Annotated in this window: 14 protein-coding genes and 3 other annotated features (1 of these 17 cut by a window edge); of the genes, 3 read left to right on the forward strand and 11 right to left on the reverse strand. The window is 46.3% G+C overall.

Annotated elements, in window-relative coordinates:
- Positions 1-125: a binding site (T-box leader), on the reverse strand (it extends 123 nt beyond the left edge of the window).
- Positions 126-228: 103 nt separating this feature from the next.
- Positions 229-999 (reverse strand): TrmH family RNA methyltransferase, encoded by a 771-nt coding sequence (locus tag BN1002_RS14500; RefSeq protein ID WP_048825972.1) that lies wholly within the window; start codon positions 997-999, stop codon positions 229-231.
- A 118-nt stretch (positions 1,000-1,117) separates the two neighbouring features.
- Between BN1002_RS14500 and sspI the strand changes: the two genes are divergently transcribed.
- On the forward strand, positions 1,118-1,327 hold the full coding sequence (sspI, locus tag BN1002_RS14505) for a small acid-soluble spore protein SspI (RefSeq protein ID WP_048825974.1): 210 nt from the start codon (positions 1,118-1,120) through the stop codon (positions 1,325-1,327).
- Between the two features lie 62 nt (positions 1,328-1,389).
- Here the strand turns inward: sspI and BN1002_RS14510 are convergent, their stop codons facing one another.
- Both BN1002_RS14510 and BN1002_RS14515 read right to left on the reverse strand, forming a co-directional pair.
- Entirely contained in the window at positions 1,390-2,475 is a 1,086-nt protein-coding gene (locus BN1002_RS14510) for a M42 family metallopeptidase (protein WP_048825976.1), read from the reverse strand.
- Between the two features lie 76 nt (positions 2,476-2,551).
- The gene (locus BN1002_RS14515) at positions 2,552-3,037 is read right to left on the reverse strand and encodes a dUTP diphosphatase (RefSeq protein ID WP_048825977.1); all 486 of its coding nucleotides are present in this window, start codon (positions 3,035-3,037) and stop codon (positions 2,552-2,554) included.
- A 134-nt stretch (positions 3,038-3,171) separates the two neighbouring features.
- On the opposite strand from BN1002_RS14515, the gene BN1002_RS14520 reads away from it, so the two are divergent.
- Positions 3,172-3,582: a sigma-w pathway protein ysdB gene (locus tag BN1002_RS14520; RefSeq protein WP_197072800.1), complete on the forward strand. Its 411-nt coding sequence runs from the start codon at positions 3,172-3,174 to the stop codon at positions 3,580-3,582.
- On the opposite strand, the gene BN1002_RS14525 is transcribed toward BN1002_RS14520, so the two are convergent.
- The 4 genes from BN1002_RS14525 to infC all read right to left on the reverse strand — a co-directional run bounded on the left by BN1002_RS14525 (position 3,560) and on the right by infC (position 5,006).
- Positions 3,560-3,826: a DUF1294 domain-containing protein gene (locus BN1002_RS14525; protein WP_048825979.1), complete on the reverse strand. Its 267-nt coding sequence runs from the start codon at positions 3,824-3,826 to the stop codon at positions 3,560-3,562. The two genes, BN1002_RS14520 and BN1002_RS14525, sit on opposite strands and share 23 nt — an antisense overlap.
- 69 nt (positions 3,827-3,895) lie before the next feature.
- On the reverse strand, positions 3,896-4,255 hold the full coding sequence (gene rplT / locus BN1002_RS14530) for a 50S ribosomal protein L20 (RefSeq protein ID WP_048825981.1): 360 nt from the start codon (positions 4,253-4,255) through the stop codon (positions 3,896-3,898).
- Positions 4,256-4,285: 30 nt separating this feature from the next.
- On the reverse strand, positions 4,286-4,486 hold the full coding sequence (rpmI, locus tag BN1002_RS14535) for a 50S ribosomal protein L35 (protein ID WP_048825983.1): 201 nt from the start codon (positions 4,484-4,486) through the stop codon (positions 4,286-4,288).
- Between the two features lie 16 nt (positions 4,487-4,502).
- Positions 4,503-5,006, reverse strand: coding sequence for a translation initiation factor IF-3 (gene infC, locus BN1002_RS14540; protein ID WP_048825985.1), 504 nt, complete (start codon positions 5,004-5,006; stop codon positions 4,503-4,505).
- Positions 5,007-5,095: 89 nt separating this feature from the next.
- Positions 5,096-5,229: a sequence feature (ribosomal protein L20 leader region), on the reverse strand.
- Positions 5,230-5,491: 262 nt separating this feature from the next.
- On the opposite strand from infC, the gene BN1002_RS14545 reads away from it, so the two are divergent.
- Positions 5,492-6,352 (forward strand): YsnF/AvaK domain-containing protein, encoded by an 861-nt coding sequence (locus tag BN1002_RS14545; protein WP_048825987.1) that lies wholly within the window; start codon positions 5,492-5,494, stop codon positions 6,350-6,352.
- Positions 6,353-6,393: 41 nt separating this feature from the next.
- On the opposite strand, the gene thrS is transcribed toward BN1002_RS14545, so the two are convergent.
- The 4 genes from thrS to BN1002_RS14565 form a co-directional block, all read right to left on the reverse strand.
- Positions 6,394-8,322, reverse strand: coding sequence for a threonine--tRNA ligase (gene thrS, locus BN1002_RS14550; RefSeq protein ID WP_048825988.1), 1,929 nt, complete (start codon positions 8,320-8,322; stop codon positions 6,394-6,396).
- A 372-nt stretch (positions 8,323-8,694) separates the two neighbouring features.
- Positions 8,695-8,935: a binding site (T-box leader), on the reverse strand.
- Positions 8,936-9,006: 71 nt separating this feature from the next.
- A complete protein-coding gene (ytxC, locus tag BN1002_RS14555) occupies positions 9,007-9,846 on the reverse strand; it encodes a sporulation protein YtxC (protein ID WP_052445648.1) in 840 nt (279 codons plus the stop codon).
- Between the two features lie 144 nt (positions 9,847-9,990).
- Positions 9,991-10,926 carry a primosomal protein DnaI gene (dnaI, locus tag BN1002_RS14560; RefSeq protein WP_048825990.1) on the reverse strand — a complete coding sequence of 312 codons (936 nt, stop codon included), beginning with the start codon at positions 10,924-10,926 and terminating at the stop codon, positions 9,991-9,993.
- Between the two features lie 16 nt (positions 10,927-10,942).
- Entirely contained in the window at positions 10,943-12,349 is a 1,407-nt protein-coding gene (locus BN1002_RS14565; protein WP_048825991.1) for a replication initiation and membrane attachment family protein, read from the reverse strand.
- Positions 12,350-12,391: the final 42 nt, after the last annotated feature.

Raw genomic sequence — 12,391 nt, forward strand, 5'->3', positions numbered from 1 at the left:
ATGGTCCCGGTGCCAACTCAGGAGGTGAACTTCGCCTGCTTCCGCCTTAAAAGTGCTTTCAGTCCAGGGCACTTTCTCCCTAACAAGGCTTTGGCCAGGTTACTTTTCTCCGTCATTGTTTTTCATGTATGAATTTAGTAGCTATTATAGCTTATTTTTCCGGCTGTTTCAAACCTAAGTGGAAACATTTATCGAAATCATGCTCAGTCGCCTCGCAACCTGCCATACTTATTGCTGGCCGCTTCCTGACCGCAAATGGTATAAAAGCACTCCAGCTGCAATCGCGACATTCAGTGATTCGCTTTTTCCGTAAATAGGCACATAAAGGTTTTCAGACGTTTTTGCCAAAAGCTCCTTCGAAACGCCGCTTCCTTCATTCCCGACAATGAGCGCGAAGTGTCCCGCGGGAGAAATTTCCCGATAGTCTCTGGCTCCTTCCAGGGCAGTTCCGTAAACAGGTACCCCTTTTTCCATCAGCCCTGGAATCCATTCGCCCAAATCCGCCGCAACGACCGGCAAATGAAAATGGCTCCCCTGCGCCGAACGGAGCACTTTCGGATTATAAATATCGACACTGCCCGTCCCGGCAATAACTGCGTCTATTCCAGCCGCATCCGCAGTCCTGATCATCGTTCCGAGATTTCCCGGGTCTTGCACGGCATCGAGCAGCAAAAATGTTCTTGCCCCCTCAAGCGCCATTTGATCGGAACTTTGCCGGCAAACCGCCAAGATGCCTTGTGGCGTTTCTGTCTCGGACAGGGTTTTGAAAATATCCTTCGGCACGGCCGTAATCGGAATGTCCTTATAGTCAAGTCGGTGAGGAATATCGGTTCCTTCTGCAATGACAATTTCCGAGACTGCCCCCTCACTTTTTAATGCTTCCTCGACAAGATGGAAGCCTTCCGCAATAAAGAGGCCAGTGCGCTCACGTTCCTTCTTCATCGCAAGCTTCTTCCACTGCTTTACTTGAGGGTTCTGTGCTGACTGAATAAACTTCATTGCAGCCGCCCCTTTCTGATTCACTGATTTTTCTATTATAGCTTAAGAGCTGTACATATTAAAACCTCGAATAGAAAAAGATAGTAGTGAATGAACTTGAAAAAAGGAGGAAAAATTCATGGATTTGAATCTGCGTGCGGCTGTTATCCATAACATCGCCGACAATACCCAGCAGGAACTTGAGGACACAATTGTCGACGCCATCCAGAATGGCGAAGAAAAAATGCTTCCGGGACTAGGCGTCTTGTTTGAAATCATCTGGAATAATTCTTCGGAAAACGAGAAAAAAGAAATGCTCCAAGCCCTTGAAGGCGGGCTGAAAAAATAGCTTCCTTCTTCATAGATTTGCAAAAAAGCTCCCCGTGACCATTGGTCCGGGGAGCTTCATTATTAACCTAACTTAATTTTCTCAACTGCTTCCGAATCAAGACGCTTAATGACCTCAACAATCAGCTTGACCGTGTTTTCGTAATCATCGCGGTGAAGCATAGCCGCATGCGAATGGATATAGCGGGTCGCAATCGTGATGGCAAGTGCCGGGACGCCATTATGGGATAAATGAATCGCACCTGCATCAGTTCCGCCGCCTGGTACTGTATCAAATTGATAAGGGATGTTCAACTCATCCGCGGTATCGGTGACGAAATCGCGCAGTCCTTTGTGGGAGACCATGGATGCATCATAAAGGATGATTTGCGGCCCGTTACCCATTTTGCCAAGAGCTTCCTTCTCCGTTACACCAGGAGTATCGCCAGCAATACCGACATCGACGCCAAAACCGATATCTGGCTCAATTTTGGCTGCGGCAGTCCTTGCCCCGCGGAGACCCACTTCTTCCTGGATCGTACCGACGCCATAAACGACGTTCGGATGTTCAGCATCTTTCAACTGCTTCAGGACATCGATTGCGATGGCGCAGCCAATTCGGTTGTCCCACGCTTTCGCAAGCAGCATTTTCTCGTTTTTCATGACTGTGAATTCGAAATAAGGAACGATCATGTCGCCGGGGCGCACTCCCCATTCCTTTGCTTCGTCCCTGTTTGAAGCGCCGATGTCAATGAACATATCCTTGATTTCGACCGGTTTCTTCCTGGCTTCTGCAGTCAGTATGTGCGGAGGCTTCGAACCAATAACCCCAGTTACATCACCTTTACGAGTGACGACGGTAACGCGCTGGGCAAGCATGACCTGATTCCACCAGCCGCCGACAGGCTGAAAACGGATAAAACCTTTTTCATCAATTTGCGTGACCATGAAGCCTACCTCGTCAAGATGGCCGGCCACCATGATTTTCGGTCCGCCTTCCTTGCCTGTTTTCTTGGCAATCAGGCTGCCGAGTCCGTCAGTGGACACTTCATCGGCATAAGGTGCTATGTATTCTTTCATTACTTCGCGGACTTCCCGCTCATTTCCAGGAATTCCTTTTGCATCTGTCAAGGCTTTCAGCATTTGCAATGTTTCATCAAGTTGTGCCATTCGAAAGACTCCCTTTTTATAGTATTTACCCGCAGTCAATTATACAAAAAGATGGAGCTTTTGTAAAAATATTCTGCTAATAGTTGTTCTGCTGCCTCTCATAATTTACTTCATTTTTTCTGAAGTATGCTTGTTCGATATCTGCTTCCGTAAATCCAAGCTTGCTTCCGAGCTCTAAATACGATTGGAACACCTCGTAATAATCTGCTTCCGAGCGGCTTTTACGGAAGGCGGCAATAGAACTGAAGACGTCGAGGAATTGGCCGGTAACCGTTGCTTCTGTTTCCTTAACAGGCTGCAAGCGAGGGATGAACCCACATTCAATGCCAAGCGACAGGACAAAATGGATGCCATCCACATATTCCTCCAGGATAATTTCCCGTTCGGATGACGGCTTTTGACTCCAAAATTTAAAACAGCGGGTTTCATTTGCCAATTCGCCCGCCTCAACAAGCAAGGCGAGTATTTTCTTGTCAATAAGATCATCCTGCTCAAGCCCATGCTTCCGTTCAATATGGGTGTCGAGCGACATTTGCATTTCTGTTAACTTTTCAATATTCATAAGCTGCCTCCCTATATTGCAAATATATGGAACCTTTTTCCCTAAGTGTCGTATATAGAAAGAAGGGCCGGGTTACTTTCTCCTGGCCGCTGATCATTCGGCAAAAGTGGAGCCGTTGCCTGGAGGCCGTTATCATGATTGAATTGTTGCGTCTCATCGGAATTATTTTGGCCGGATTTTTCATTTATAAGATCGGGAAATATTATTTTAGCATCCCCAGAAAACTGGAGGCTGCCAGGATCCAGGGGCGCTTCCTGCTTCTGGATGATCCGAATGTCCCGAGAAAAAATTTCCTCCTGACCTTTAAAGGAGCAGTGTTCGAAGGCGAAAAATACTTGGGCCTGACAGATGACTCATTCGCCGTCATTTCCATCTCGATTTGGCTGAAGGATATTCCCCGCCCCGAAGAACTGTCCCGGAAAGATTTTATCTTTATCCAGAACGAACTGCTGAAATCCTATCCAAAGGCTGACATTGAATGGGCAGGAACGGCAAAAGGTGTTCTGCTGCAAGAGGTCTCCACTAGAAAATTACCCGGTACATAAAGAGGCCAATCTCAATGACTGCGAGCAGCGGCATCCCTGCCTTAAACGCTGTATGCTTAGTTTTATGGCGGAAAGCATTCATGCCAAGCAACGCTCCTGGAGCTCCACCCAGGAATGCGGACAGCCATAGAGATCTTTCGCTGATTCTGTAAACTTGTTTCCTGGCCCGTTTTTTATCGATTCCCATCAGTGTAAACGCGTAGATATTTATTAACGCCAAATATGTATACAGAAACAGCTCCATTCCTTCTCCCCCTTGGACAAATAGCAGAAAAGCCATTCCCGCAATCGGGAAATGGCTTTTTTATCTTAATTATTGGTTAAGCTGTTGCTTTGCTGCGTCTGCAAGTTGCGCGAAGCCTTGAGCATCGCTAACTGCAAGCTCGGCAAGCATTTTGCGGTTTACTTCGATGCCGGCAAGCTTAAGGCCGTGCATTAAACGGCTGTAAGATAGGCCGTTGATGCGGGCAGCCGCATTGATACGGGTAATCCATAGCTTACGGAAGTCGCGCTTTTTCTGGCGACGGTCACGGTATGCATATTGCAGTGACTTCATGACCTGCTGATTGGCAACTTTGTATAATGTATGTTTTGAACCGAAATAACCTTTTGCTAATTTAAGAACTTTTTTACGACGCTTGCGCGTAACAGTACCGCCTTTTACACGTGGCATGTTATTTCCCTCCTATTGGATCGATCGAGATTACTTAAGATTGTCAAGCAATTGACGGATGCGTTTGAAATCACCTTTGGAAACAAGTGCGGATTTGCGAAGCTTTCGCTTTGCTTTCGTAGACTTGTTCGCGAACAAGTGGCTTGTATAAGCGTGGTCACGCTTCAGCTGACCAGAACCGGTTTTTTTGAAACGCTTGGCAGCGCCGCGGTGAGTTTTCATTTTTGGCATTGGGATATCCTCCTTGTTACTTGTCGTTTTTAGGTGCTAATACCAGGAACATGCTCCGGCCGTCCATCCTTGGATGGGACTCAATCGTAGCAACTTCCTTGCACGCTTCGGAAAAACGGTCCAAAACACGCTGGCCGATTTCCTTATGGGTGATTGCACGCCCTTTAAAGCGGATTGATGCTTTAACCTTATCGCCTTTTTCAAGGAACTTAATCGCATTGCGAAGTTTTGTGTTAAAGTCATGCTCATCAATGGTCGGGCTGAGGCGTACTTCTTTGGTTGTAATGATTTTCTGGTTCTTGCGCGCCTCTTTATCCTTCTTTTGCTGCTCGAACTTGAATTTTCCGTAGTCCATGATCCGGGCTACCGGAGGCTTTGCGTTTGGTGCGACCAGCACCAAATCAAGATTTACACGGCCGGCAATTTCAAGCGCCTCAAATTTCGTTTTAATTCCGAGCTGCTCGCCGTTTTGGTCAATCAAGCGGACTTCACGGGCGCGAATACCTTCGTTCAACAACATGTCTTTGCTAATAGTTAGCCACCTCCATGGTTTAATAACGAATACGTTGTCCGGGACAACCACCTTGCTTGCCGGCCGGACAGGTTTTTTACAATAAAAAAGTGCGGGTGCATACACCCACACTTACGTACATAAAAAAGGTTCAAGACAAACCATTTACGTAAAACCTGTCAACAGCAGACCGCGTCAACCAGGTGAGAAGCGGGTGCTTCTTCTTCCCTATCGATTCGTATTCAATTACACTCAGTAACTATAACATACACCATCATAAGGTGTCAAACATGCTGTATTTAATGGCAACGATAATCAGTTTATCAGAGTCTCCCGCAATTATCAATACTCTTTTTGCAAAAATGGTCGAATTCTTTTTCCAAAAAATGTTCTATCTTCCAAACATCCCGTGTTTTCTTCCTTTCTAAAGGGGGAAAAGCCTTCATACGTCCGTTAGAAAGGACGATTAAAATGATTCCAGGAGGCCGATGAACATGGGTAAAAGAGTAGTTGGTGTATATAATACAGAAGAAGAATTGATTGAAGCCATTGAACGTTATCAAAACGAAGGTAATACACTAAGCAATTTATCCGTTTACGGAAATACCGGCGGAACAATGTCCCGACTCGGGAATTTAACAGGCGTGACGGAAGAAACTCTTCCTGAAGAAAGAACAACAAAGAATCGAGGGTTTTTCGAGAGCATTGCCTCGGCGTTTGAAGGATCCGACAACACGGGTGAATCTTCCTATTACGATAACCTCGTCGGCATGGGACTTGGAGATAGTGAAGCACGGGAATATGCAGGGGATCTGGAATCAGGCAGGATTATCCTGTTTGAAGATACAGCGGGAGCAACCGGAACTTATGGATACAGCGGAGCATCAATTTCAAATACAAACAATAATTTAGATACGGATACTCGCGCAGGCCTGTCAGGCCAGACACTGGATACTGATGATGAGCGTACATTGGAATTGCGTGAAGAAGAGCTTAATGTGAACAAGGAACGTGTCCAGACAGGGGAAGTTGAAATCCATAAGGACGTCGTTGAAGAACAGAAGACGATTGATGTTCCAGTTTCCCGCCAGGAGGTTTATGTTGACCGCCGTCCGGTTGACGGAGTAAGAGCTGACGCAGGAACAATCGGGGATGATGAAACAATTAGGGTGCCAATTGTCGAGGAGAAAGTGGAAGTAACGAAGAAACCAGTAGTCAATGAAGAACTGGTCATTGGCAAAAAAGAAGTACAGTCAACCGAGCAGGTTGTCGAAAATGTAAAGCGTGAGGAAGCGCATATCGAATCTGACGGTGACGTTGACATTGATGATGATAAGCGTAATGACAGATTCTAATCTAAAAAGCTGCCGGAACAGTATCCGGCAGCTTTTTCTTGTTATTTTTTCACATCAGCGTTCAACTTGGACAGGAATTCTTCAAACGGCATCGTCTCCGATTTTTGCTCGCCGTATTTGCGGACGTTGACTGCTTCCTCCTCAACTTCCTTATCTCCTACCACGAGCATATAAGGAATCTTCTGCATTTGCGCTTCCCGGATCTTATAGCCGATTTTTTCGTCACGATTATCCAGTTCGACACGAAAGCCTTCCATTTGGAGCTGTTCCTGAACCTTCCGCGCGTATTCATAATGGGCCGCCGGCGAAACAGGGATCACCTGAACTTGGACCGGAGCGAGCCAGACCGGGAATGCTCCTTTGTATTCCTCGATCAGGAATGCTACAAACCGTTCCATAGTTGAAACGACTCCACGGTGGATTACAACCGGACGGTGGTGCTTTCCGTCTTCACCGATATAAGTGAGGTCGAATCGCTCAGGCAGGAGGAAATCAAGCTGGACAGTAGACAAAGTCTCTTCTTTTCCGAGCGCTGTCTTCACCTGGACGTCGAGTTTCGGACCATAGAAAGCCGCTTCCCCTTCTGCCTCAAAGTAATCAAGGCCAAGCTCATCCATTGTTTCCTTCAGCATTGATTGGGCTTTTTCCCACATTTCATCATCATCGAAATACTTTTCTGTGTTTTCAGGATCCCGGTACGAGAGGCGGAAGGAATAGTCTTTAATATCGAAATCCTTGTATACCTCAAGAACAAGATTAACGACTCGCTTGAATTCTTCCTTAATTTGATCCGGACGGACAAAGATATGGGCGTCATTCAGCGTCATTCCCCTTACCCTCTGCAATCCTGAAAGGGCCCCGGACATTTCATAACGGTGCATCAGGCCAAGCTCCGCAATCCGGATTGGCAGTTCCCGGTAGCTATGCATTGAATTTTTATATACCATCATATGGTGCGGGCAATTCATTGGGCGGAGGACCAACTGTTCATTATCCATTTCCATAACCGGGAACATATCTTCCTGGTAATGGTCCCAGTGTCCGGAAGTTTTGTATAATTCTACACTTCCCATCACTGGAGTATAGACGTGGTCATAGCCGAGACGAGTTTCCTTATCAACAATGTAGCGCTCAATTATTCGGCGGATCGTCGCACCCTTCGGCAGCCAGATTGGAAGCCCCTGGCCAACCTTTTGGGCGTGTGTGAACAGATCAAGTTCCTTGCCAATTTTCCGGTGATCGCGCTCTTTCGCTTCTTCAAGGAGGCGCAGGTGCTCGGCGAGGTCTTCTTTCTTAAAGAACGCAGTGCCATAAATCCTCTGGAGCATCTTGTTGTCGCTGTCCCCGCGCCAATAGGCGCCAGCAATGCTCAGCAGCTTGAATTCCTTGATTTTGCCCGTTGATGGCACATGGACACCGCGGCAAAGGTCGGAAAACTCGCCCTGGTCATAGATCGTTACAGTTTCGCCTTGTGGGATGGCTTCAATCAATTCAATTTTGTATTCATCGCCGATTTTTTTAAAGAAAGCAACCGCTTCGTCACGGCTCACTTCCCTCCGGACAACGTCAAGATTTTCATTGACGATTTTGGCCATTTCTTTTTCAATCGCCGGCAAGTCTTCCGGAGTGAGTGATACAGGAAGGTCCACATCATAGTAAAAACCACCTTCAATGACCGGCCCGACGCCAAACTTTGCCTCTGGATAAAGGCGTTTGATTGCCTGGGCCATCAAGTGTGCCGTACTATGGCGCAACACCTCTAGCGCATCTGCAGAATCCTGTGTAACAATCTCGATGGAAGCATCTTCCTCTATCGGTCTGCGCAGGTCATAGATGTTACCATTCACTTTCCCGGCAATGGCTTTCTTTTTCAGTCCCGGACTGATGGATGCAGCGATATCTTCAGTTGTCGTGCCTTTCGGAAACTCCTTCACAGCTCCGTCAGGAAACGTAATTTTCAAGTCTGACATACCTTTTCCTCCTTCTTCGCAGCATCGGAAAACAGCCGGCTGCAAAATTTTAATATAAGGCTCAGTTAAAGATGAGTGTTGATTTTCAATGAAGTTAATTGGAACGGAGGGGACTGACTCCGGCGGGATGCAGCGGCACGTGGAGACCTCACAGGCGTCTATGACGCCAAGGAGGCTCCAAAAAGACTGCTCCAGCGCCACAGACTACTCGGGGAAGCGAACCTTCAGCTCGTCGCAAAGCTGCACGAAGCCAATTCATGGATGTTTCTCATGAAGTAAATACTAGTAGATGCTTCGCCCCGCGGAAAGCATGTCCCTGGAGTGGAAATCAACAATCATAAAAGAGCCAAAAATAAAAAAGCCCGTCCCTGGAAAAGGGACGAGCTGTTACACACGTGGTTCCACCCAATTTTTCATTTAAACAGGCAAATTGGCCCGTTCGAAAAAATGACTTTAATCTGATAACGGCAGTGGCCGCCAGCCATTACTCAATTCCATTTTCACGGCTGGAGTTCAAAGGTGGTAAGCATTCCTCTCGTGCTGGGAAGTTTTCACCCTCCTTCCCTCTCTGGAAACCGTAAAGAAATACCCATGTCCTTATCATTACTTTTTCTTCAATATTTTGCTATGTACGTTATTATAGAATTTTGCAAAAGAAAAAGCAAGCGGTCAGGGTTTTCTTCACTAAAATTCCCTCGGAAAATCCTTTATTTGGCAGAATTCAACTCTTTCCTCGAAAATATTTTTTATCGTTCTGATCAGCGGATCTTCAGGGTTGTCTGTATATAGGTAGATCACGGCCGGGGAAATGGATAACAGCGGGGCTATCGAATAGGAATCAACATAAACAGGATGGTTGATTAAAAGCTTCCGGTCAATCATTTTCGCCAGCTCCACCCTTTTGACTTCCTCCATGTTATCGTCAAAAAAGGTGATCGCCTCCCCGGCGAGAACATGGAGACGTTCCATTTTCGCCTCCCTGCCGCGCAGAAATCCCCTCAAGGATTCAATGAACATTTGGTATTCCTGTTCCAGCTTATATTCATCAATCGACATGGCCGCCAAGGCTTCCAATCTTTCAAATAAGGATCGGAGCCTGAATTTGCAGAACGAATCAAAAGAAAAGGTCTTTCCCGGCCGGAGCATCTGTCCGAGTGAATCCTTGATTCTCTCTTCAAGCTCGCCTGGTCCCGGAAGCGGTGAGAGGCCCCGCCTGCTCCCTTCCATGATTGAATGCATCATGTCTGTTATTTGCTGCTGCTCCTCGGTATCCTGAAAAAAGTAAGTATGGCAAAGTACATCCCGGAACCATTCATCCCATTTTACATGGCTAATGAATTCCCAAAAGGCCTGCTTGACTTTATCGACCACTTCCCCTGAAAGGGATCTGAATTTTATTTTTACTGAATCCTTTTCTTCCTCAAGAAGAAAGATTTTTTCAACGGCTGATTTTTCCCATTTGCTGTTAAGGTGCCTGCTGAAATGCCAGCCGTCAGCTTTTTTTTGAAAGATGATTTCCGCCAACCATATCCCCCCTCGCTTGCCAGGTTTGTATAGTTATATATATGGGGGGCGTTGGGCGAATAGAAGTACAGGCTATATTCCTTCATTCAACATTCTTAACGGCATGCATTTAAGAAAAAAAACTGCCGGTTCGGCAGTTTTTTGTCAGTTTCTTCTGTTAGGCCCATCCAGTTTGACAGGTTCGCTTAAATAGCGAATCCGCTCCATGATTCTTCGGGCTTTCATTTTTTCTTCCTCACCGCGTTGGCTATAAGTCAGATGGTGTTCAAGCCCATGGAAATCGAAGTTGGACGAAAAAAATGTTGGCAGGTTCTCAAGCATCCTGAACTGGAGAATCGGACCAAGCACCTCATCCCGCGTCCAACTAGACATGGCTTCCGCGCCGATATCATCGAGCATCAGGACCGGTTCCCTTTTTAACGCATCGATTTTCTCATTAAGACTATTGTCGGCAATCGAGCTTTTCATTTCTCTTAAAAGTTCCGGCACATACACAATCATGGACGAAATTTTCTTACTTGCGAGCTCATTGGCGATCGCTCCTAGCAAATAGGACTTTCCTACACCGAATTCTCCAAACAAATAAAGTCCTTTCGGCTTCGTGTCCCCTTCATAATTCATGACAAATGAAGCCGCCTTTTTCATCGCGGCCGTTCTGCCGGGCAACCCATCTATATCAAGGGTCGCGAATGACGCGTTGAGTATATCCCTCGGGACATGCAAGCTTCTGATCAACTTCTCATTTTTCCGTTTTTCATCCGCCATGACTTTCCTCGGGCAACGTTCATACTGGATATCAATCGAATTTCTCTGAAGTACTAGTTCAGGATGGAAACCTTGCATAATATTTATGCATTTATCGAGACTTTCACATTCCTGGCAGTGCTTACTTTGATTCGTATATTCGTAAAGCTTGACGAGGCTCCGGTCAATTACCCCCTGGTCAACAGACTGGCTGTTTTTCATGATGAATGCCTGAACATCCCTGTTGGCCATGATCTCTTCCTTCATTTGATCATACCGCTTCATAAAGTTCTCATTTGAAGCGAGCCTCTTCAATGTCTGATTGATCCTCTCCATTCCAGTTCCCTCCCTTCTATTTACGGAAAGCTTTCAGCAATTCTTCCACTTCTTTTTTCCTTGCCTCAATTTCCTCCGGACTTTCTATCTTCTCGCTTGTTCCGGATGGATTTTCTTTATCAAACCAGTCAGGAAGCATTTCGGTGCGGACAGCTTTCTTTTTTGCCTGCCGCTGCCCTGAGGTTTTTTTCGTTGTCCCGGCACTCCACTCCAAGTACTGGGCGTGCTCTTTTCTCGATATATCCATTGCCTCTGTAACTGTTTTTATTTGTTTCCTTGCCCAGTGGCCTGCAATCCGCTCTACATAGCCTTTCGTCATTTTCATGTCTGTTTTCAGCATGACATACTGTATGAGTACATTAACAACTCCAGGCAAAAGCTTCTGGCTAAACATGATACCTTCAATAATTTGCATGTCAGAGGATGAAGGTTCAACGCCTCCCGACAAATCCCTTAACACCTGCAGCGGTGAGGCGGTTTCCAAATACCTGATCAATTTTTCTTCCTGGGTCTCCGGTTCCTTGTGCTGCACCCTGTCCGCGGCAGGCTGTGTCCTTTCAATCAGGCTCGGCAGCTTGTCATAATGAACAAACTGATACCAATCCCTTGCGGCTTTCCGAAGTTCGTCAACATCAATTTCGTCCTTCTCATTTACCGCGCTCAGGACAATATTTTTCATTTGGATCGCATCAATCCCATACAAGAAAGCAAGATTGCTAATCGCATCCTTGACCTTGGGAGAAAGAGCTTTTTTAGGCAAAAGCGATTCGCCCAACCCTGAGATAAGCAGCTGGAAATTAAACGATTCATGCGGAAGCTGTACCAATTCCGCTTCTGTTCTTCCTAGGAATTTTTGCGCATCAAGAGCTTCAAAATCGCCAGAATAGTCCTGCATGTATTGGAGGGTTTCCGGGGTCGCCGATACGAAGATGTCCTGAAAACCTTTCGTCACATCCTCATACTCTCCGTTTGCAGGTATTTTTCTGTCACAGAAGAATCGTTTCAGCCTAGAAAAATGGTTTTTACCGATTTTCCTGTACAAGTATACGTTCAGCATGCCATCCAGGAAAAACTGTTCCGGACTGAGCGGGGGCTGAAGCTCGTACACAAATGAGCGGACATCATCCTCATTTTTGACAAACGTTTTCAACAGGCCAATTCCTTCCAGCTTAAGCCTCGCTTCATATATTTCTTTCAGATTCATTCCGCACACGTTCATTAAAAAATGGTGGGAAGAAGCTTCGGACCAAAGACGGTTTTCCTCCAGTTCACTCCATAAAGTCATGTAGACACTGAAACAGTCAGGCCCGATAAGAGGCTGATAGAGAAAGGAAAGTATTTTTCTATCATAGTCATGGAGCAGTCCATTAGAGGCGACAATATACCGATCGACAGGAACAATCTCCTGCCAGTGCTGAGCCATATCCTTCCCCCCTCTCTTCAAAAAACGGCAGAACCACGAAGC

The sequence above is a fragment of the Bacillus sp. B-jedd genome (genome assembly GCF_000821085.1).
Classification (GTDB): domain Bacteria; phylum Bacillota; class Bacilli; order Bacillales; family Cytobacillaceae; genus Bacillus_D.